This is a genomic window from Methylocapsa polymorpha (assembly GCF_045689225.1).
In the GTDB taxonomy this organism is placed as follows: Bacteria; Pseudomonadota; Alphaproteobacteria; order Rhizobiales; family Beijerinckiaceae; genus Methylocapsa; species Methylocapsa polymorpha.
This window is the reverse complement of the sequence record NZ_CP136862.1, coordinates 3,488,286-3,509,469: the sequence shown is the minus strand read 5'-3', so window position 1 is coordinate 3,509,469 and position 21,184 is coordinate 3,488,286. Positions and strand designations below refer to the sequence as shown.

The following is a 21,184-nucleotide window of genomic DNA, read 5'->3' as shown; positions in this document are numbered from 1 at the left end:
CGCATCAGGCAACCCCCGCCGCCAGGGCGGCGATGACGCTGCCGCCGACTGTCTCCATGGCGCCAAGTTCTGCGATCTTGTCGAGGCAGCGCTGCGACATCGCGTTCTCGTCCCGGCGCAAATGAATGAAGGCCAGAGCCTTCAAGGTGTAAAGGCCGAAATGGCCCGGCCCATTGACGTCGGAGGAAATTTGGCCGGGCTTCCAGAGGGTCCAATCCGGATCGAGCCCCGCCTGCCGCGCGGCCTCGGCGAGGCCTGCCTGCGCGATCGCCAGCGCCTCGTCGAGATTGCCCTGATAGGTGTGGATCTTGTAGAGGCACAAATAGGTCGGCAAAGCCTCGGGCCGCAACGCGAGGGCCTCGCGAAAGGCGAGATCGGCCCCGGCCGGATCATGTCGATAAAGCGACACGCCGCGCTGCAGGATCTCGTTCACTTCCGGCAGGACTTCGCCGAAATCGATGAGATTGTCCTTGATGGTCCGAAGCTTTATCGGTTCATTCGTTTCTGGCATGGGCGATCGCGCATCATCTCGAATTTGGTCCGGGATTTCAGGATGAAAAGCAAATCCTGTGCCCACGGCGGCTCTCATACTAATCATATCAAGGGTCAAGTTGACTTCCGGCAGGTCAGCTAGGCAACCCCGGTTCCGTTTTCTCGGCTTCCTTAACCATTTTTATTCTTATTACGGCAAATGCAGAATTGGCGCATAAAAGAACTTGCGTGAGAGAACAAACAGGGTACATCTAAGTCTATCGCGGCTTTCATTGCGCTCTATGCCCTGCTCATGCCAGAAGGAATAATTCAGTGACCCAAGCGAATCTTCGCCTCGTGGAAGGATCGTCCGTGGACAAAACCAAGGCGCTCGACGCCGCTCTTTCCCAGATCGAACGCGCCTTCGGCAAGGGCTCGATCATGCGGCTCGGCAAGAACCAAAAGGCGGTCGAGATCGAAACCGTTCCGACCGGTTCGCTCGGACTTGACATCGCCTTGGGCGTCGGCGGCCTGCCGCGCGGAAGGGTCATCGAGATCTACGGCCCGGAATCGTCGGGCAAGACCACCTTGACCTTGCATGTCATCGCCGAAGCCCAAAAGAGAGGCGGCGTCTGCGCCTTTATCGACGCCGAGCATGCGCTCGATGCCGTCTATGCGCGAAAGCTCGGAGTCAATCTCGAGGACCTCCTGATCTCGCAGCCCGATACTGGCGAACAGGCCCTGGAAATTACCGATACGCTGGTGCGCTCCGGCGCGGTCGACGTGCTGGTCATCGACTCGGTCGCGGCTCTCACTCCCCGCGCGGAAATCGAAGGCGAGATGGGCGACGCCCAACCCGGCCTTCAGGCGCGTCTCATGAGCCAAGCGCTCCGCAAGCTCACAGCATCGATCTCGCGATCCAACACGATGGTCATTTTCATCAATCAGATCCGGATGAAGATCGGCGTCATGTATGGCAGCCCGGAGACGACGACAGGCGGCAACGCGCTGAAATTTTACGCTTCGGTCCGGCTCGACATCCGCCGCATCGGATCAATCAAGGACCATGACGAAGTCACCGGCAATCAGACCCGCGTCAAGGTCGTGAAGAACAAGGTTGCGCCGCCCTTCAAGCAAGTCGAATTCGACATCATGTATGGCGAAGGCGTTTCAAAGACGGGCGAGCTTATCGATCTTGGCGTGAAGGCCGGCGTCGTCGAGAAGTCCGGCGCCTGGTTTTCCTATGACAGCCAGCGGCTCGGCCAGGGCCGGGAGAACTCCAAAAACTTCCTCAAGGCCAATCCGCAGATCGCGGATCGGATCGAGCAGGCCATCCGAGAAAATTCCGGGCTTATTGCGGACCGTATTCTCGACCAGGTCGATCCCAGCGCCGCTGATGAGGAATGAGGCGGCTGAAGGCGAATCGCTCCCGGCGCCTCGATCCATCCGCTCGAGCTCTTAATGAGCGCCAAGAGTTCCGGCGCCGCGTCGCCACGGCTTAGAGCGCTCTCAGTTGGACGCGAGACGAGCGAGAGCGTTAGGCCAACGCCCATCGCGGACTGAACTCATCGAGAGCGATCGCCGCCCGCGCCGATCGGCTCCGGCGGCAGGCGTGTTTCCCGATGCGCGGGAAATGCTCTAAAATAGCGCTTATGTTTTCATGAGCGGAAGCCCGCGCAGCGCTTGCGCCAGTCGCGCTGGCGCTTTGCTTTCATGGCCGGCGCAACCGCGGCGTTCGAGCATGTTCCGAAAAAGTTGATCGACTTTTTCGATCAGAACATGCTCCAACTCTTTGAATTTGAGCGGGTCCTTTTCGATCGGACGATTCCATCCGATCGGGACGCGCTCTAGAGCGCGCAGACAGGTAAGATAGACATGAACGGCGTCAATGAGATCAGGTCGGCCTTTCTCGATTTTTTCAAAAGGAGCGGACATGAGGTCGTCCCCTCGTCGCCCCTCGTGCCGCGCAATGACCCGACCCTCATGTTCACCAACGCCGGCATGGTTCAGTTCAAGAACCTTTTCACCGGCGTCGAAAAGCGCGCCTATGCGCGCGCGACAACGGCGCAAAAATGCGTTCGCGCCGGCGGCAAGCACAATGATCTCGACAATGTCGGCTATACCGCGCGGCACGCCACTTTCTTCGAAATGCTCGGCAATTTTTCCTTCGGCGATTATTTCAAAGCCGAGGCGATAGAATTCGCCTGGACCTTCATCACGAAGGTTTTGGGTTTGCCCAAGGAAAAGCTGCTTGTCACGGTCTATCACACCGACGACGAGGCTTATGAGCTTTGGAGGAAGATCGCTGGCTTCCCGGATTCGAAGATCATCCGCATTCCGACGTCCGACAATTTCTGGGCTATGGGCGACGTCGGGCCCTGCGGACCTTGTTCCGAAATCTTCTTGGATCGAGGCGACAAGATTTATGGAGGGCCGCCCGGCAGCGTCGACGAAGACGGCGATCGCTTTCTCGAATTCTGGAACCTCGTGTTCATGCAATATGAGCAGCTTGGCTCCGGCGAGCGCATAGCTCTGCCGCGGCCGTCGATCGACACCGGCATGGGCCTCGAACGTATCTCGACCTTGCTGCAGGGCGTGGATTCGATCTTCGACATCGATCTGATGCGCGCCTTGATCCTCGCGGTGGCGGCGGCGACCGGCGTCGACCCGGACGGGCAGCAAAAGGCGAGCCACCGGGTCATCGCCGACCATTTGCGCGCCTCGGCGTTTCTCGTCGCCGACGGCGTCCTGCCCTCGAACGAAGGGCGCGGTTATGTGCTGCGCCGCATCATGCGCCGCGCCATGCGTCACGCCCAGCTTCTCGGCGCGCAGGAGCCGCTGATGTGGCGGCTCGTTCCGGCTCTTTCGCGCGAGATGGGCCAAGCCTATCCCGAGCTTTTGCGCGCCGAGGCGCTGATCGTCGAAACGCTGCGCCTCGAAGAGACGCGCTTTCGCATCACACTTAAGAGAGGTCTCGAAATCCTGGATGAGGCAAGAGCGTCGTTGAAGCCGGGCGACGAGCTCGACGGGAAGATCGCGTTCAAACTCTACGACACCTACGGCTTCCCCCTCGATCTCACGCAGGATGCGCTGAGAGCGACCTCGAACACCGTCAACACCGAGGTTTATAGCGAGGAAATGGAGCGCCAGCGCGCCGAGGCGCGCAAGGCCTGGGCCGGCTCCGGCGAGGCGGCGACCGAAACCATCTGGTTCTCGATCAAGGACAAAATCGGCGCAACTGATTTCCTCGGCTATGATGCGGAGCGCGCCGAAGGAATTGTCGCCGCGCTGCTCAAGGACGGCAAGGAGGTCAATCAGCTCCACGCCCGGGACGCCGGCGCCGTCATCCTCAATCAGACCCCTTTTTATGGCGAGTCGGGCGGTCAGGTCGGCGACACAGGCATCATCCTGGCGAGCGGCCTGCGCTTTCGCGTCGCCAACACTCAGAAAAGGCTTGGCGATCTTTTTGTTCATGAAGGCGTGGTCGAGGAAGGGATTGTCGAACTGGGACGTCCGGTCGAGCTCGTTGTCGATCACGACCGCCGCACCGCTGTGCGCGCCAATCATTCGGCGACCCATCTCCTTCATGAGGCGCTTCGCCAGGTCCTCGGCGATCACGTGGCGCAGAAGGGATCGCTGGTCGCCCCCGATCGCCTGCGGTTCGATTTCGTGCATCCAAAGCCGATCGCCGCGGAGGAACTGGCGCGCGTCGAGGATATCGCCAATCGCGCCATATTGGAGAACGCTCCAGTCGTCACCCGGCTCATGGGAGTCGAGGAGGCTATCGGGGCCGGCGCGCGGGCGCTTTTTGGCGAGAAATATGGCGACGAGGTCCGAGTCGTCTCGATGGGCTATGCGCATCCTGAGGATGGGGGCGGCGCGGCTGCAGAGTCCGCCTTTTCGATCGAGCTTTGCGGCGGCACGCATGTCGCGCGCACAGGCGACATAGGTCTCATCGCGATCTTGGGCGAAAGCCCGGTCGCCGCCGGGGTGCGGCGAATCGAAGCCAAGACCGCGACACAAGCGCGCCGCCACCTCAATGCGCAGGCGAAGCGTCTGCATGACGTCGCAAACCTTCTCAAGACGCCGGAGGAGGACTCCGTCAAGCGTCTTGAGAGCCTCATCGATGAGCGCCGCAAGCTCGAACGCGAGTTGAGCGACGCGCGCAAGAAGCTGGCGATGGGCGGCGCCGGCATGGGAGCGGCGCATCCTTTGGAGGAGATTGACGGAGTCAGATTTTTCAGCCGCGCTGTTTCAGGGATCGAGATGAAGGATCTTAAATCGCTCGCCGACGAAGCGAAGCAAAGCGTCGGCTCCGGCGTCGTCGCCATTGTCGGCGTCGACGCGGATGGAAAGGCCGGCGTCGTCGTCGGCGTCACTGCGGATCTGACGGAGCGTTTCGACGCCGTTCAATTGGTGCGCGCCGCCGCCGCGAAACTCGGCGGCAAGGGCGGCGGCGGCCGACGCGACATGGCGCAGGCCGGCGGTCCGAACGGAGCCGCCAGCGAAGCGGCGCTCGCCGCCGTCGGCGACGCTTTACGGAGCAGCACGCGTGCGGCCTAACGGCGGCGCCAGCCAAAGGCGGGATCGCGACCGCGCCGTGACGGAAGGACTTGCGCTCGCAATTCGTCCGGTTTAGGCGCATCCCTCGCGCTTCGGCCTCGGAATACGACCCTGGCCTCCAGTCGGGCGAGCCGTAACCGTCATGAGAGAGTCATATACGTTCGAATCCGCGACAAGTTTCAGGTCCCGATGCAACCCATTTGGTCCTGAGCCGTTTTGGAAACGCCCCCCTTCGATGCCGGAGGGCGCCCAAAGCTTAAGGAGAGAGAAATGGCTCAACAGGATCCGCAGGGGAAGCCCGCCGCAGCCGGCATCGATGCAGCGGTGAACGGAGTGACGGCCACATCCCAGAAATTCCAGGCTTTTGCCGGCGAAATCGCGCAGATGTCCAAACAGTCCCTTGAACACGCAACCGAGACCATCGAAAAATTGCGCAATGCGCATGGCCTTGAGGAGATACTCGCGATACAGACGAGCTTTGTGAAAGAGGCTTTTGAGCACGCCGCCCAACACACCAAAAAATTTAGCGATCTGTTCGCGGCTTTTCCGATCGAGCTGACGAAGACCTATCAAGAAGCGTGGACGAAATCGGTAGATGCCGCGGTGCAGACCACCGAGGCGGCGCGTAAAGCGGTCGCGGCGAATGTCGAGCGCCTGTCTGACGCCGTGCGCAAGGAATGACGGCAATCCATTAAGGCGCGAAGCGACGATGAGTTATGACGCCCGTCAGCGCATCGTTAGGATGACGCCGAAGTCTTGTTTTTCCCGCTGCTCAAAAAGCGGCGGGTTTCGCTGTTAGAGCGTCATTCGTTAATCCGCTTCGCCGGAGCAAACAGCGCCCATTCTTCCTCAACTGCATAAATTTCGATATTCCCCGTATCGCAATAAGGCCATGAAAGGGGATCGTTTCGGGCTCTTCAAAGAGCCGGGTGGCTGGCGATAATGTCTAATCGCAACATAAGATTTGTGCGTTGCCGCGGCGTCGGGCGTCTTTTGTTCGAGAGAAGGCTCTCGCATATCCCGCAGAGCACGGCGGTCGCGCCACAAAACTATTGGCTAAATTGCGAACAGCCGCTCTTTCATATTGCCATATGGCGCGGAAACATGAAAAAGCTTCGGGCTCTTGCTTCCATCCGGCATTCATCCTGCTATCAAGCTTTGGCTTGCCTCATGCTGCGGCTCCTTCTCCTTCGCCACGCCGAGGCCGTCGCTCACGCGGCCAGCGGCGACATCGAAAGGCGGCTAACCGCAGCCGGCCGCGCCGGCGCGGCGCGCATTGGCGCATATTTTCGCAAGTCCGGTCTCGCTCCCGACTTCGTCCTCGTTTCGCCGTCTCGGCGAACGCGCGAGACTCTCGAGATCGTGGAGCGTGAATTGGCGCGCGAGCTTTCGACCGCAATCGAACCTTCGCTTTACAGCGCCAGCCTGAGCGCGCTCCTGGACGCGCTTGCGCGGGCGCCGGCGATTGTCAAAACCTTGCTGATTGTGGGGCATAACCCGAGCCTCGCCGAGGTCGCGAACGCTCTTGCGAAGGATGGGGAAGGCGCTGGTCTCGCCAGAATGCGCAGTCAGTTCCCGGCGCCCTGTCTCGCCGTGATCGATTTTCACGAGGATGATTGGAGCGAAGCGCGCTCCCGCGGCGGCACGCTCGACCGTTTCGTGACCCTCGCTACATTGTCTGGTTAAGCCCCACAGTCGGTGCGGCGCGAGATAGAAGCGAGACTGTCGGGCTTTCGCCGGCAACGAGGCATGTGCATGCTTCCTGAAATTTTCGGTCTTTTGGCCTTGCTGATGAGCGATGCAGCCGCAACAAGCCAAATGGATGCGAAGCTGCATGGGTTTGCTCCGGTCCTCGCGACCTTGCGCCATATGTCAGTCGCCGATGTCTTGCCCGAAGCGAAATTTCGTCCAGCAGATCGGGCCGTGACGAATTGGCGGATCGAGGCGACGGGAAACCTCGACCTGCCGCCTGACTCCCTGATGAAGCTGGCCGCAAGCCCCGACCCGCCGGCCGTCGCCCGCTGCGTGAAGCTCAATAATTATTGGTGCATCAAGCGCGCGGGATGGGCCGGCGAGATCGCCGCGGACGCCGAGGGCCATGTCGCCTTCGCCTCCGCGATTGAGGGCGCAATCGTCGCAACGATCTTGCTGCGCCGATATTACCTCGATTATGGCCGCCATTCCGCGCTGGCGATCCTGTCGCGCTGGGCGCCCGCGCAATGTGGAAGCGCAGCCGCCGCTAGCGCTGGCCGGAGAGGCGCCTCGAGGGCGCGGATCGCCAGCGGAGCGAGCGCCTTGGCGCTTCACGGCATCGGCCCAATACGCTCCGCGCGCGCTGGCTCGCCGCGCATAGGCCGGGCCTCGCCAACGGCCGCAAAATCGCGGCCTTGCATCGGTCGGTCGTCGCGGATCGGCCAGCGCCGCTGATGCGCGCGCCGGAGATCGCCGTCGGCATGGGCGAGGTGGAGATCGGCCGCGCTCCGATCAAGCTCGCCGCGCTTGAGCCCGTCCTGCGCGCCGCTCCGACAGGCGGCGCAACATGTCCAGACGAAAGTCAAAGAATCCGCAATTACGCTCTGCGCGCGATCGATGGCGTCGCCTCGGATCCCGATGAGGATCTGAGGCTCTTTTCTCCGGATGGGACGCCGGGGGCAAATCTTCCGCGGCTGATGCTCAACATGGCCAAGGTCGAGATCGGCCCATTGGCGGCGCGGGCGGATTTGATTGCGGCCGCGGTGGAGCTGGCGACGCAGCGCAATGACGGCGCTTCGAGCGGGCAAATGCCCAGACCCAGATCGCGGGAGCTTCCCGATTTCGCGGATAGAGAAGCTGCTTCACATAATCGAAATCGGCCCTAGAGCGCCTCCCGATCAGATGGAATCATCTGATGGAAAAGGAATCGGTCAAATTTCAAAGAGTTGGAGCATGTTCTGATCGAAAAAGTCGATCAACTTTTTCGGAACATGCTCTAGAATGAACATGACAGAAAAGCGAAGCGCCGCTAAGTTGCGGGCCTCTTCCCTGTCCGATCCCGCCTAAAAGAGTTCTAAAGATTCCATGCGCCGAATGTTTGCATCGGGCACAGGTTTCCGTTTCGCTGGAAATTGCTCCATATCCCTGTTTTATCGCCTTTGCGTTGGACAAACCTGTCCCGACCGCAAGGGAAACGGCTCGGCTGGACTGATCGCGACGGGAAATCTTCTGCTGGGAGACCGGGCTTGAACCGCGCATATCGGATGTCGAAGATCGAGTCTCTTTTAACTATTTTGCGACCATCTATCGGAGTTCATCCCGTCGAAACCCGGCCGGAATTCTTGCTTTGCCCTTGATCTCGGATCTCTTGTTCGAAGCGCGCGCCGTCGCGCAGAGCCTTGCCGAATACGCCAGCGGTCCGCACATTCGGTTAGGGGTTACCGGACTGTCGCGCGCAGGCAAAACAGTCTTCATCACGGCGCTCGTCGAACATCTGACCAAGGCGACAAGTCCGGCCTTGCGCGGACGCCGGAACACCCTGCCCGTTTTCCGGGTCCATGCCGAAGGACGGCTTATCGGCGGGACGCTCGAGCCGCAGCCGGACGACGCCGTTCCGCGCTTCGCTTATGAAAACCATATCGCCGCGCTGACAGGGCCCGATCGACGCATTGAGGCGCGCCATTGGCCGCAATCGACGCGGCGCATCTCCGAATTGCGGCTGCGCCTCGATTTCGAACAGAAAGCGGGCCTGCGGCCTGGGCGGCAATCGCTCGCCATCGACATCGTCGATTATCCCGGCGAATGGCTGCTCGATCTGCCACTGCTCTCTAAATCCTTCGCGCAATGGTCGCGCGAGGCCTTCGTCGCCTCCGCGAGCGCGGCGCGCGCGCCGCTCGCGGCGCAATGGCGCGGATTCGCGGTGAGCACAGACCCCCGGACCAAGGCGAATGAAGACGACGCACGCGGCGCGGCTGAGCTTTTCACCGCTTATTTGCGGGCCTGCCGCGCCGATGAATATAGCTTCTCCAGCCTGCCCCCCGGCCGCTTCCTGATGCCCGGGGACCTTGAAGGATCGCCTGCCCTCACCTTCGCGCCGCTCGCGGTCGAAGAGGGCGAGATCTATCCGCAGGATTCGCTCGCCGCCATGATGGAGCGACGCTACGAGGCCTATAAGGCCCATGTCGTCAAACCGTTCTTTCGAGATCATTTCGCCAGGCTCGATCGGCAGATCGTGCTGGTCGATGCGCTTGCCGCGCTTAATGCGGGACCAGCGGCGGTCCGCGACCTCGAAACGGCTCTGACCGATGTCCTGGCCGCGTTTCGGGCCGGACGCGGCAATGTGCTGTCGAATCTTTTCCGGCCGAAGATCGACAAAATTCTCTTCGCCGCGACCAAGGCTGATCATCTGCACCATACGAGCCATGACAGGCTCGAGGCGATCTTGCGCCATCTGACCTCGCGCGCCATCGCCCGCGTCGAGTTGGTTGGCGCCGAGGTCGACGTGATCGCGCTCGCCGCCGTGCGGGCGACCCGCGAAGCCAAGGTCAATGGCCATGGCGGCCCTGCGCTTGAAGCCGTGATCGGCACGCCGCTCGATCGCGAACGCATCGGCGACGAGGTTTTCGACGGAAAGTCGGAGGCGGCGATCTTTCCGGGCGAACTGCCGAGCAATCCGAAGCTGGTCTTCGAAGGCGAGCCGCTCGCCGTCATGGCCGATCAGATCGATTACCGCTTTGTTCGCTTCCGTCCGCCAATCCCGGCTCGCGGTCAGAATGGAATTTCGCTTCCGCCTCCCCATATCCGGTTAGATCGCGCGCTTCAGTTCCTCTTCGGCGACCGGCTGATATGATGGAGTCGACTCATTTGATCAGAACGTGCTCCAACTCTTTGATATTGAGTGATTCCTTTTTGATCGGACGATTCCATCCGATCAGGAGGCGCTCCAAGAGGTTTGTCCCGTGACGCTTGAAAAGAGACGCCCGCCGCGCGCCTTCCGCCTCGACGAGATGAGCTTGAGTTTCACCGGGTCGCCCGACGATAAGCCGCGCGGCGCAACGGTGATCGAAACCCTTATCGACCCATTCGAAGCAGAAGCGGCAGCCGCAGCGGCGGCGGCGGATCCGGACGAAGTCGCGGTCGAGGTCGCGCAGAAAAAAGGCATTGTCGCGCGCTCGCTATTTTCCTGGTCGGGCGTTTTTTGGTCCTCCTTGGGCGGGCTCGTTTCGCTCGGCTTCGGCCTTCAGCTGACCCAGCTTGTCGACGCCCTCTTCGCGCGCGCGCCGACCTTCGGCGCCATCGCCGTCGTCTTGGCCGGCCTCGCTGGCGTCGCCCTTTTCGTCCTCGCCGGGCGAGAGATCGCGAGCGTCCTGCGGCAGCGCCACATCGCCGAGCTCCATATCGGGCTCGCGCGAGCGAGGGAGAAAGACGACTTCAAGGAGGCCCGCCGCCTCGTCCGCGAACTATCCGCTCTCTACGTCGCCAGGCCAGAGACCGCCCGCGCCCGCACCCAGCTCCGCCAGCTGGCGCATGACATCGTCGACGGACGCGATCTCATCGACATAGCGGAGCGCACGCTCATCGCGCCTCTCGACGCGGACGTCCGGCAGGAAATCGCGAACGCGGCCAAGCGCGTTTCAATGGTGACGGCGCTCGCGCCGAGGGCGATCATCGACGTGGTCTTCGTTGCAGCGCAGGCGATCCGCCTGATCCGGCGCATCGCCGCGATTTACGGTGGGCGGCCCGGCCTCCTCGGCTTTCTCAAGCTGCTTCGCTCCATCGTAGCGCATATAGCGATCACCGGCGGCATGGCCGCGGGCGACAGCCTGCTGCAGCAATTCGTCGGCCATGGGATAGCCGCCAAATTGTCCGCCCGTCTCGGCGAAGGCGTGTTGAACGGGCTCTTGACGGCGCGCGTGGGGCTTTCCGCGATGGCGGTCTGCCGTCCGCTGCCCTTTTCAAGCGGACGCGCGCCGGGCGTCAGCGAGGTCGCGCCTTTCCTGTTCAGCAAGACGGACGCCAAGGGCTGACGAGAGAGCCGATCGAAATCGGGGGCAAGAGTTCGGTATCTTTTCCGAGCCGATGCGCCTAAGCTGGGATTAACCCGCGCGCCGGACTAAGGCGACCGCTCGAAGAGATGTCCGATGGCCCTGATCCAAGCCCCTATCACTTTCGTCGTAGGCTCAAAAATCGTTCGGGCCGAAGGCGCCGTCGACAAGAAAACCGCCGAAAACCTGATTGTCGTCGAAACGATCGACACGAAAGAGGGCGGTCGCGCTTTTTCGATTTTCCGCACCCGCAAGGAATATGACGCCTATGCGGAGAAAATCATCAATCCCTAAAATTCGGCGCTGAGGCTGCCGTCTTTCGATCGCGTAATTTTCAAAGCTTTGAAAATGAGATTTTTGATCGAGATCGTTATGGGCGGCGCGGTTGCGATGGCGCCGGTCATTTTTCTCCGCACGCCATTGAAAAAGCTTCTTATAGACCTTTGCGGAACGGAAGACCGAGCGAGCTTTTGGGAGCGATATACGTGGACCCTGATTTTCATAGCGCCGGTGCTCTTCGGCATTATTTTGGGGGATAGAAACTCTAACGCGGCTGTTGTCGATTCCGTTTTCTTGGAAGGGGCCTTTAAAAGCGCCCTGCTCGGATTGTTTATTGCGCTGATCGCGGTAGGGCTGCAATTGGCGCGGATCATGAGAGGTCGGCTCAATCCTCCAAACAACGGCCAATAAAACATCCGCCTATCTGCTTGATTTGCGTTTGCGGGTTTCCACGACGCCGCTCTCACGGCCCCTCGGGATGAGGTTGAGCTCTGAGTTCTGGATCTTCTCCTTATCCGCCCGCTTGTCGGGCCGATCCATCCAGGACGTCATGGCGCGGAGCTTTGCTCCAACGATCGCATGCGCGGGCGGCGGCGCTCCTTTCTTGTTCAAAACCTATGCCAGACCTTGACGGCCGATCTGCCACGAATGAACCTTTGAGGGGTCAAGGAAAGCCATCGAAGGGGGAAAGATGGAGACCAACACGAGTTCTAAACGCAAGCGGAGCCAGCTCATCAGCGCCGCAGCCGCAGCGCTGATGCTTGTTCCAGGGACCGCCGGCGCCGTCTCGCTTTACTGGGCGACAACGCCAGTGCATACGTCCAAACTCAACCAATGCCTTTCGTTCGCCCAGGACGCGATGCGAGACCTGAACGTTCAGAACATTCGCCTCGGTCGCGACGAGGTCGCTGGAACCAGCGGCCAAGCTTATGCCGCGATCACCTGCATCGGAACCAATCCCGTCACGGCGGTCGTCATGGTCGCCGGCGAGCAGGACGGCCCGACCGGCGCTTTGCGCGATGGGCTGAAGCAGAAGGTAGCCGGAATCGTCAATATCGACTAGCTGTTTGAGCCAGGTCGAGGCCGTGGAGACACGGCCGCGACCTGCGCGCCTTCAGTTCTTGTCTTTATCGACCAATTTGTTCGCGCCGATCCAGGGCATCATGGCGCGGAGCCTTGCGCCGACTTCCTCGATCGGATGCGCCGCCGCCTTGGCCCGCATCGCCTTGAAGGAGGTCTGATTGACCTCGTTTTCGAGCATCCAATCGCGGGTGAATCGGCCGGACTGGATGTCGTTCAAGACGCGCTTCATCTCGGCCTTGGTCTCGGGCGTCACGATGCGCGGACCGGTGACATATTCGCCATATTCGGCGGTATTGGAGACCGAATAATTCATCGTCGCGATGCCGCCCTCATAAATGAGGTCGACGATGAGCTTCACCTCGTGAAGACATTCGAAATAAGCCATCTCCGGCGCATAGCCGGCCTCGACCAAGGTCTCGAAGCCGTTGCGGATGAGCTCGACGAGGCCGCCGCAGAGCACGACCTGTTCGCCGAAAAGATCGGTCTCGCATTCTTCCTTGAAGGTCGTCTCGATAATGCCGGCGCGGCCGCCGCCGATCGCCGAGGCATAGGAAAGGCCAAGGTCGAGCGCATTGCCTGACGGATTGCGCGCCACCGCGACAAGGCAAGGCACGCCGCCGCCGCGCTTATATTCCGAACGCACCGTGTGGCCGGGACCTTTCGGCGCAACCATCAGAATATCGAGGTCGCCGCGCGGCTCGATCAGATTGAAGTGAATATTGAGGCCATGCGCGAACAGAAGCGCTGCGCCCTGCTTCAGATTGGTGCGGAGATGATCGGCGTAAATGTCGCGCTGAAGCTCGTCGGGCGCCAGGACCATCACAACATCGGCCCATTTGGCGGCGTCGGCGACGCTTTTCACCTCGAGTCCTTCCGCTTCCGCCTTCTTGGCCGTCGCCGAATCTTCCCGCAACGCTACGGAGACCTCCTTCACGCCGGAGTCCCTGAGGTTCAAGGCATGCGCATGGCCTTGGCTTCCAAAGCCGATAATGGCGACCTTCTTGCCCTTGATGAGATTGATGTCGGCATCTCGATCATAATAAACGCGCATTTCGTGACGTTTCCTCGTTCGTTCGGCGGCCTTCCGGCGCTCCCAATGGCATGGATTTCAGCTTAAGACTAGTCCGAAATCCGGCGATCGTGGTCGTGCGCTTCACGGTTCGCGGCATAGGCGCCGCCGCCAGGCCGGGCGGCAAGTCCGGGACGATGCTATGACGAACCGATTTCTTCAAATTGCGATCATCTGGCTCCTTGTGCTGGCGACAGGCTTTGTCGCGGAGCCCTATCTCGTCGCCTGGCGCTTCTCCGCGACTTCGCCGCAGACGATCGCGCCGCGCGCCGATCTCACCGAGACCGAGCGGACGACGATCAAGCTGTTTCAGACCGTTTCGCCTTCCGTCGTTTACATTTTCGCGCAGACGAGTTCGCAGAATCTCTTCACGCTCGAACCGGAAGAAAGCGTCGTTCAAACGGGAACCGGAATCATATGGGACCCCGCCGGACATGTCATAACCAATTATCATGTCGCCAAAGGCTCGAATCAGTTCGGCGCGCGTCTGCCCTCCGGCGAATCCGTCGCCGCGCGCATCATCGCCGTCTCCCCGCAGTATGATCTGGCCGTGCTTCAGTTGGAAAGACCCCGCGCGCCGATTCATCCGATCGCGATCGGCAATTCCTCAGACCTGCAAGTTGGCCAGTCGGCCTTCGCCATCGGAAATCCCTACGGCTTGGAGCAGACCCTGACATCGGGGATCATCAGCGCCTTGCATCGGCGGATACCGACGGAATCGGGGCATGAGATCGTCGGCGGAATCCAGACGGACGCGCCGCTCAATCCTGGAAATTCCGGCGGTCCCTTGCTCGATTCTTCCGGCCGTCTGATCGGCGTCAATAGCGCCATCATATCGGGCTCCGGCTCGTCCTCCGGCATAGGCATCGCGATACCGATCGATGTCGTCAATCGCGTTGCGGCGGAGCTCATCCGTGAAGGCCATGTGCCGATACCCGGCATTGGAATCGTCGCCGCGGCTGAAGCCGCCGCCACGCGGCTCGGCATCGACGGCGTCGTCATCCTGCGGGTTCAGCCGGACTCGCCGGCCGCGAAAGCCGGGCTCGAAGGCGTCGCGCCCGGGAAAGCGAAAGTCGGAGATGTGATCACCGCGGTGAATGGCCAGACGGTTCACGACATTACCGATCTCGCGGGCGTTTTCGAGCAGATCGGCGTCGGAAAGACGGTGACGCTGACCGTTTTGTGCGGCGATCAGTCAAGATCGGTTGAGGTCACCCTCGCCGACGTCTCCCGATATCAGGGTTAGAGCATGATCCGCGAAAGCGGTCTCAAATCGGATTCGGCCCTCGCGAAATCGCGGCGACCCCGGTGCGCGACACTTCGACGAGTCCGATCGGCCGCATGAGCTCGATGAACTGATCGATCTTGCCGACATTGCCGGTCAGCTCGAAGACAAAGCTCTCGATCGTCGCGTCGATCACCCTCGCCCGAAAAGCGTCGGCGAGCCGCAGGGCCTCATCGCGATTTCGGCCTGTGCCCGCGACCTTGATCATCGCAAGCTCGCGCTCGACGGCGCCGCCACGCAGCGTCAGGTCGGTTACTTTGTGGATCGGCACGAGCCGCTCCAGCTGATGTCCGATCTGCTCGATCGCCTCGGGCGTTCCCGAGGTCACGATGGTGATGCGCGAGAGGTGCTCGGCATGGGCGACTTCGGCGACGGTCAGGCTCTCGATATTGTAGCCGCGTCCGGAAAAGAGCCCGACGACGCGCGCGAGAACGCCAGGCTCGTTGTCGACCAATACCGAGAGCGTATGCACCTCGATGTTCGACTTGCCGACGGCGGAGGAATAAGGCGAGAGGGGGGCCGCGGGAGCATTCATGTCGCTACACCAGCATCTTGCCGGGAGCGTCGATCACGCTCCCGATTTCGGCGTCCTGATCGGGAAGGATCATCTCGTTATGCGCCTTGCCCGAGGGGATCATCGGCAGGCAATTTTCAGTCTTGTCGACGACGCAGTCGAAGATCACGGTTCTCGGCGTGTCGATCATCTCAATGATGGCGGCGTCGAGCTTCGCCGGGTCCGAACAGCGTATGCCATGCGCGCCATAGGCGTCGGCCAGCTTGACGAAATCAGGCAAGGCTTCCGAATAGCTCTCCGAATACCGCCCGTCGTGCAGAAGCTCCTGCCATTGGCGGACCATGCCCATATATTCGTTGTTGAGGATGAAGATCTTGACCGGCAGACGATATTGCGCGGCGGTCGAAAGCTCCTGAATATTCATGAGGATTGAAGCCTCTCCGGCGATATCGACGACGAGCGCGCCCGGATGCGCCATCTGCGCGCCGATCGCCGCCGGCAGGCCATAGCCCATAGTGCCGAGGCCGCCCGAGGTCATCCAGCGGTTCGGCTCCTCGAAATGGTAATGCTGCGCCGCCCACATCTGATGCTGCCCGACTTCGGTTGTGATGTAGACATCGCGCCCTTTCGTCAATTCATAAAGACGCTGAACCGCGAACTGCGGCTTGATCACCTCATTCGACGCCTTGAAGGACAGGGACTTTCGCGCCCGCCATTTGTCGATCTGCGCCTGCCATCTGGCGAGCGGCTCAACGTTGGAAGCAAGCTTTTTCGCGCGCCAATATTCGATCATCCGGCGCAGGACATGGGCGCAATCGCCGATGATTCCGAGATCGATCTTCACATTCTTGTTGATCGAGGACGGATCAATATCGACATGAATCTTCTTCGAGCCCGGCGAGAACGCGTCCAGCCGTCCGGTGATGCGATCGTCGAAGCGCGCGCCAATGGCGATCATCAGATCGCAATCGTGCATCGCGTTATTGGCTTCGAAAGTGCCGTGCATGCCGAGCATGCCGAGCCAGTTCGCGCCCGACGCCGGATAGGCGCCAAGCCCCATCAAGGTCGAGGTGATCGGAAAGCCGGTGAGGCCGACAAGCTCGCGAAGCAGATGCGACGCCTCGACGCCGGAATTGATGACGCCGCCGCCGGTGTAGAATATCGGACGCTTGGCCGCGGCCATCATCTCGACCGCTTGGGCGATCTTGTCGGGATCGCCCTCGAGCCTCGGCTTATATGTCTTATGCTCGATTTTATGCGGGCCGGAATAGGCGCCGATCGCGAATTGCACATCCTTCGGAATGTCGATCACGACCGGACCCGGACGTCCGTTCTGGGCGACATAGAAGGCCTCGTGCAGAATGCGCGAGAGATCCTCGATCTGACGCACGAGATAATTATGCTTGGTGCAATGGCGCGTGATGCCGACCGTGTCGCATTCCTGGAAGGCGTCGGAGCCGATGAGATGCGTCGGCACCTGACCGGTGATGCAGACCAGCGGGATCGAATCCATCAAAGCGTCGGTCAAGCCGGTGATCGCATTGGTGGCGCCCGGTCCCGACGTCACGAGAAGGACCCCGACCTTGCCGCTCGACCGCGCGAAGCCTTCGGCGGCATGCGCCGCGCCTTGCTCGTGGCGCACCAGCACATGCTTGATATGCCTTTGGTGGAATAGAGCGTCGTAGATCGGCAACACGGCGCCGCCTGGATAGCCGAAGATCGTCTCGACGCCTTGATCCTGCAACGCCCGGACAACCATTTCCGCGCCGGTCAACAGATTGGACATGTGTTGGCTCCCAGGATGAACGCCAGTCTTCAGGCAATAAAAAAGGCCCCAGAGGGCCTCGGATATGCGCCAGTTTCGGGACTGCGGAGCCTATCTCCGTCCCGCCTCCGGCGCGCAAGCTACGATAAGAGAAATTTTCACGGTTTGATCCTAAATGCAATGTCCGTCACCCTATAGCGGCTGAAGCGCGCAGGGTCAACACCCGGGGTCGCGGGATGAGCTATCTCTTGCAATTTGGAGCACAAACGCCTCGTCTGGGGACCCTTGACAAAAATGGACCAGCCTCGACCCTTACGGCTGAAAAGGTCACGAATAGTCTTTCCGACGCCATCGGCAGAGGCTTCTCTTCCCGTCCCCATCCGAAATAAAAGCCTTCTTCTTCGACGTCTTCGGCACGCTGGTCGATTGGCGCGGCGGCATCGCGTCGTAGGCCGAGACGATCCGTCGCGCCGCCGCCGATCTTGGCCATTTGGCCGCGCTTCTCGGCCTTTAGATCTTTCAATTTAGCGGCCGCTCGGGCCATTGCCCGGCGCGGCGGATCGGTTGGCGCTTCCGCCTCGGCGGGATCTGCTTTAGGAATAGGCCATGACGGATGTCCAACCCGCATTAGCCGCGCCCCAGGCCCAAATGCGCGTCCGGGCGCGGGCCCTGCTGCTCGGCGACCGGATCGACGCCGCCGGTCTCGAACGGTCTGATATGATCTCGGCCACGCCGCTCGCTTTTCACGTCGGCGCGAACGGCTTCGTCGCGCTCTATCGTTTTGGCGTCGCCGTCATGGTCGGGCTGTCGCCGCTCGAAGAAGACGACGTGCTCAACCAGGTCAAGCTGCGGGTTTCGGGGCCGCATGAGCATATCGACGACGAAACCGCGATTCTCGAGATCTCCGCCGAGCATGACGACAAGATTCCGCCCGGCGGCGCGATCGCAATGAAGGACCTTTCCGCGCAGCGCCTCCTCGTCGTCGCCGACGCGCTAGCAAAGACTGTTTCTCTCGGCCGCGACGAACGCGAGGTCAATTCCGTCTTCGACATTATCGAGCCTTTCGCCGCCGATCTCGCGCGAAACGGACGCCCCCCGTGGAAGCGCCGATCTATGTTGAAATTGATCGGCCAGACGCTTCTCGTGCAGCATCGCGTCTCCGGTCGCGTCGCGGTCGAGGAAAAGCCCGACGTGTTGTGGGACCGGCCGGACCTCGAGCGGCTCTACGCCCGCCTCGAAGACGAATATGAATTGAAAGAGCGCGCCGAGACATTGAAGCGGAAGCTAGACATGATCGTGGAGACGGCGCGGGCGCTGACCGACATGATCGACGCCGATCGCGCAACCCGCCTCGAGGCGACGGTCGTGGTTCTGATCATTGCCGAGATCCTGCTGACCATCGGACAAATCATCTTCTGGCGCCATTGAACTTTTCATCTTAGCGCAGCCAGCGCCAGCGCCTCGGCGTCTTCGGGCGCGATCCAATGAAACGTGGGTAGCTGATGCCGCGCGAAGGTGAATTGGCGCTTGGCGTATCGGCGCGTGTCGAGCTTGGCGAGCGCCGCCGCTTCGGCCAAGGATAATTCGCCGTTGAGATGCGCGATCAGATGCGGCGCGCCATGCGCGCGCATGATCGGCAGCGCCGCGTCGAGGCCGCGCGCGCGCAACGCCTCCGCCTCCTCCAAGGCGCCGGCTGAGAGCATGGCGTCGAAGCGCGAGTCGATGCGCTCCGCCAAAATGCGCCTGTCAGGGGTGAGAAACAGAGCGAGCGCGTCTTTGGCGTCGAGAAGCGGCGGCGTCCGTTCGGTCTGGAACGAGGCGAGGCTTTTCCCCGTCGCCTCGAAAACTTCGAGCGCGCGCAAGATGCGCTGCGGATCGGTCGGCCTCAATCGCGCCGCCATAGCCGGATCGCGACGCGCAAGCTCGGCGTGGAGCGACGCCACGGGCACGCTCTCGGCCCGCGCGCGAAGATTTTCGCGGACCTCGATCGGAACCGGCGGAATGGCCGACAGGCCTTGAGTGAGAGCCTTGAAATAGAGGCCGGTTCCGCCGACGAAGATCGGCAAGCGGCCATCGCGCCTCGCCTCATCGAGCGCAAGGCGCGCATCCTCGAGCCAAAGTCCGACCGAATGATTGATTGCGCCATCGACGCAGCCAAAGAGCCGATGCGGGGCCCTGCCCTCGTCTTGCGGTCCGGGCCGCGCGGTCAGCACGCTGAGATCGCGATAGACCTGCATGGAATCGGCGTTGATCGCCACGCCATCGAAGGCGCAGGCGAGGCGCAGCGCCAAGGCAGACTTGCCGCTCGCCGTCGGTCCCGCGATGAGGATCGCCGAAGGTCTGGTCAATACGGTCCGAGGTTCTTTCGTTTGGACCCGATAGCGCTTTCGGCGCGAATAGCTTGGAAAGCGTTCTGTGTCTCGGTCTTATCCGCGGCCGCGCGCCCTTTTTGCCTTGGCGCGTCGGTTCCTGCTTTGGCCAAGGCGGCGCTACACTGCCTGACGCAATTCACGCGGCAAGGGGAAGAAGACGCCCTCGTCCGCGGTCGACACTGTCTCGACGCGCAAATCGAAGCGCTCGGCGAAGGCGTCCATGATTTCCTCGACGAGAATTTCGGGGGCCGAGGCCCCGGCCGTGATTCCGAGCGAGGAGATGTTGGAAAACAAGTCCCATTCGACGTCCTCGGCGCGCAGCACGAGACGGGCGAGCTTGCACCCTGAGCGTTCGGCGACTTCCTTCAATCGTTGCGAATTGGACGAATTGGAGGAGCCGACGACGAGCAAGGCGTCGACGATCGGCGCGATATGCTTCACCGCTTCCTGCCGATTGGTGGTCGCGTAGCAAATATCCTCGCGATGCGGCCCGATGATGCTCGGGAACCGTCGCGTCAGCGCCTCGACCATGCAACGCGTGTCATCCACGGACAAAGTCGTTTGCGTGACATAGGCGAGATTTTTTTCGTCCTTCGGCGCCAATTTGGCGATGTCGTCCAATGTCTGGACCAAGAAAATCGAGCCGCTCGGCAATTGCCCAAGCGTGCCGACGACCTCGGGATGTCCGGCATGTCCGACGAGGATGACCTGGCGGCCTTGACTGAAGTGAAGCTCGGCTTCGCGATGCACCTTGGTCACCAAGGGACAGGTGGCGTCGATAGCGAAGATCTTTCGCGCTTCGGCTTCCTCAGGGATGGATTTCGGAACGCCATGGGCCGAAAAAATCACCGGCTTCGACGTGTCCGGAACTTCGTCGAGCTCTTCGACAAAGATCGCGCCTTTGGCCTTGAGCCCTTCGACGACATATTTATTGTGAACGATCTCATGCCGGACATAGACGGGCGCGCCATGGAGCCGAAGCGCCTCCTCCACGGCGTCTATCGCGCGCACGACGCCGGCGCAGAAACCGCGCGGCGCGCAAAGGAGGACACGTAACTTTGGCTTGACGTTCATGCAGCGCTTAGCCCAGGGTTGCAAACGTTTATGGGTTCGCCCCTTCGGCTGTCAAGTAGGCGCCTCCACTCATGCTAAGTAGAGGGCTAAGCCGACAAATATAAGTGATGAAACCGCGAATTCATCAAAACTGGAACAAGCCTGGGCGCAGTCGCCCGATTGGCTTGCGACACTCACGAAACGGCCCGTTTCGAGCATTTTTTCACCTGGCTCGATTGTCTTTTTCAGATCTCTCCGCAATTAGCTCTGTAGCTTTCGGCGAACCCCTCGCCGCTTATGTTGTTTCGTCGGGAGCAAAAATTGAAAAAGCCTCTCTTCATTTGCTGCCTATTTTTTACAGCGGTTTCGCTGCACGAACCAGCCCTGGCCCAGGATGCCGCACTGCAGCGCGTAGAGCTGCAGGAGGTCGCGCTGCCGCCCGACAAAATCGGCTTCATGGATATGGTCACGATCGCCGCCCATGGCGCCGTTCCGCCTTTTACGCATCCCGGCGTCCAATTATTCTATGTCCTCGATGGCGATTTCGTATTGAAGATCGAGGGCCAGCCGGAGCTGGACCTGAAGCCCGGCATGAGCTTCAGGATTTCGGCGGGTGCGCGATACAGCTTCGAAAACCACGGCGCCACGGTCGCTAAACTGATCGATTTTGTGGTCGAGAAAGACAAGCCGACTGGGACGCCAGCGCCCTAGCG

General features: G+C 61.1%; 19 protein-coding genes. 12 read left to right on the top strand and 7 right to left on the bottom strand.

Annotated elements, in window-relative coordinates; translation table 11 throughout:
* Nucleotides 1-4 precede the first annotated feature (4 nt).
* The gene (locus tag RZS28_RS16160; RefSeq protein WP_407338756.1) at nucleotides 5-511 is read right to left on the bottom strand and encodes a hypothetical protein; all 507 of its coding nucleotides are present in this window, start codon (nucleotides 509-511) and stop codon (nucleotides 5-7) included.
* Between the two features lie 293 nt (nucleotides 512-804).
* Between RZS28_RS16160 and recA the strand changes: the two genes are divergently transcribed.
* The 8 genes from recA to RZS28_RS16120 all read left to right on the top strand — a co-directional run bounded on the left by recA (nucleotide 805) and on the right by RZS28_RS16120 (nucleotide 11,033).
* Nucleotides 805-1,878 (top strand): recombinase RecA, encoded by a 1,074-nt coding sequence (gene recA / locus RZS28_RS16155; RefSeq protein WP_407338755.1) that lies wholly within the window; start codon nucleotides 805-807, stop codon nucleotides 1,876-1,878.
* A gap of 468 nt (nucleotides 1,879-2,346) precedes the next feature.
* On the top strand, nucleotides 2,347-5,034 hold the full coding sequence (alaS, locus tag RZS28_RS16150; protein ID WP_407338754.1) for an alanine--tRNA ligase: 2,688 nt from the start codon (nucleotides 2,347-2,349) through the stop codon (nucleotides 5,032-5,034).
* A 270-nt stretch (nucleotides 5,035-5,304) separates the two neighbouring features.
* Nucleotides 5,305-5,715, top strand: coding sequence for a phasin family protein (locus tag RZS28_RS16145; protein WP_407338753.1), 411 nt, complete (start codon nucleotides 5,305-5,307; stop codon nucleotides 5,713-5,715).
* Between the two features lie 423 nt (nucleotides 5,716-6,138).
* Nucleotides 6,139-6,720 (top strand): SixA phosphatase family protein, encoded by a 582-nt coding sequence (locus RZS28_RS16140; protein WP_407338752.1) that lies wholly within the window; start codon nucleotides 6,139-6,141, stop codon nucleotides 6,718-6,720.
* A 69-nt stretch (nucleotides 6,721-6,789) separates the two neighbouring features.
* Nucleotides 6,790-7,461, top strand: coding sequence for a hypothetical protein (locus RZS28_RS16135; RefSeq protein WP_407338751.1), 672 nt, complete (start codon nucleotides 6,790-6,792; stop codon nucleotides 7,459-7,461).
* A complete protein-coding gene (locus RZS28_RS16130) occupies nucleotides 7,461-7,892 on the top strand; it encodes a hypothetical protein (protein WP_407338750.1) in 432 nt (143 codons plus the stop codon). The genes RZS28_RS16135 and RZS28_RS16130 overlap by 1 nt, the downstream gene beginning before the upstream one ends.
* Before the next feature lie 461 nt (nucleotides 7,893-8,353).
* Nucleotides 8,354-9,856 (top strand): YcjX family protein, encoded by a 1,503-nt coding sequence (locus tag RZS28_RS16125; protein WP_407338749.1) that lies wholly within the window; start codon nucleotides 8,354-8,356, stop codon nucleotides 9,854-9,856.
* 109 nt (nucleotides 9,857-9,965) lie between these two features.
* Nucleotides 9,966-11,033 (top strand): YcjF family protein, encoded by a 1,068-nt coding sequence (locus RZS28_RS16120; protein WP_407338748.1) that lies wholly within the window; start codon nucleotides 9,966-9,968, stop codon nucleotides 11,031-11,033.
* Between the two features lie 153 nt (nucleotides 11,034-11,186).
* On the opposite strand, the gene RZS28_RS16115 is transcribed toward RZS28_RS16120, so the two are convergent.
* Nucleotides 11,187-11,738, bottom strand: coding sequence for a hypothetical protein (locus RZS28_RS16115; RefSeq protein WP_407338747.1), 552 nt, complete (start codon nucleotides 11,736-11,738; stop codon nucleotides 11,187-11,189).
* 283 nt (nucleotides 11,739-12,021) lie between these two features.
* Between RZS28_RS16115 and RZS28_RS16110 the strand changes: the two genes are divergently transcribed.
* On the top strand, nucleotides 12,022-12,393 hold the full coding sequence (locus RZS28_RS16110; protein WP_407338746.1) for a hypothetical protein: 372 nt from the start codon (nucleotides 12,022-12,024) through the stop codon (nucleotides 12,391-12,393).
* Nucleotides 12,394-12,444: 51 nt separating this feature from the next.
* Here the strand turns inward: RZS28_RS16110 and ilvC are convergent, their stop codons facing one another.
* Complete coding sequence (ilvC, locus tag RZS28_RS16105) at nucleotides 12,445-13,464, bottom strand: ketol-acid reductoisomerase (protein ID WP_407338745.1); 1,020 nt, start codon at nucleotides 13,462-13,464, stop codon at nucleotides 12,445-12,447.
* Between the two features lie 160 nt (nucleotides 13,465-13,624).
* On the opposite strand from ilvC, the gene RZS28_RS16100 reads away from it, so the two are divergent.
* A complete protein-coding gene (locus tag RZS28_RS16100) occupies nucleotides 13,625-14,728 on the top strand; it encodes a S1C family serine protease (RefSeq protein ID WP_407338744.1) in 1,104 nt (367 codons plus the stop codon).
* A gap of 22 nt (nucleotides 14,729-14,750) precedes the next feature.
* Here RZS28_RS16100 and ilvN read toward each other — a convergent pair whose 3' ends face one another.
* Nucleotides 14,751-15,302, bottom strand: a complete 552-nt coding sequence (ilvN, locus tag RZS28_RS16095; protein ID WP_407338743.1) for an acetolactate synthase small subunit — start codon at nucleotides 15,300-15,302, stop codon at nucleotides 14,751-14,753.
* Nucleotides 15,303-15,306: 4 nt separating this feature from the next.
* Nucleotides 15,307-17,067 (bottom strand): acetolactate synthase 3 large subunit, encoded by a 1,761-nt coding sequence (locus RZS28_RS16090; protein WP_407338742.1) that lies wholly within the window; start codon nucleotides 17,065-17,067, stop codon nucleotides 15,307-15,309.
* A 585-nt stretch (nucleotides 17,068-17,652) separates the two neighbouring features.
* On the opposite strand from RZS28_RS16090, the gene RZS28_RS16085 reads away from it, so the two are divergent.
* Nucleotides 17,653-18,474 (top strand): RMD1 family protein, encoded by an 822-nt coding sequence (locus RZS28_RS16085; RefSeq protein WP_407338741.1) that lies wholly within the window; start codon nucleotides 17,653-17,655, stop codon nucleotides 18,472-18,474.
* A 5-nt stretch (nucleotides 18,475-18,479) separates the two neighbouring features.
* Here RZS28_RS16085 and miaA read toward each other — a convergent pair whose 3' ends face one another.
* Together miaA and ispH are read right to left on the bottom strand one after the other, a co-directional pair.
* The gene (gene miaA / locus RZS28_RS16080) at nucleotides 18,480-19,394 is read right to left on the bottom strand and encodes a tRNA (adenosine(37)-N6)-dimethylallyltransferase MiaA (protein ID WP_407338740.1); all 915 of its coding nucleotides are present in this window, start codon (nucleotides 19,392-19,394) and stop codon (nucleotides 18,480-18,482) included.
* Between the two features lie 141 nt (nucleotides 19,395-19,535).
* Nucleotides 19,536-20,492 (bottom strand): 4-hydroxy-3-methylbut-2-enyl diphosphate reductase, encoded by a 957-nt coding sequence (gene ispH / locus RZS28_RS16075; RefSeq protein ID WP_407338739.1) that lies wholly within the window; start codon nucleotides 20,490-20,492, stop codon nucleotides 19,536-19,538.
* A gap of 300 nt (nucleotides 20,493-20,792) precedes the next feature.
* Between ispH and RZS28_RS16070 the strand changes: the two genes are divergently transcribed.
* On the top strand, nucleotides 20,793-21,182 hold the full coding sequence (locus tag RZS28_RS16070; RefSeq protein ID WP_407338738.1) for a cupin domain-containing protein: 390 nt from the start codon (nucleotides 20,793-20,795) through the stop codon (nucleotides 21,180-21,182).
* Nucleotides 21,183-21,184: the final 2 nt, after the last annotated feature.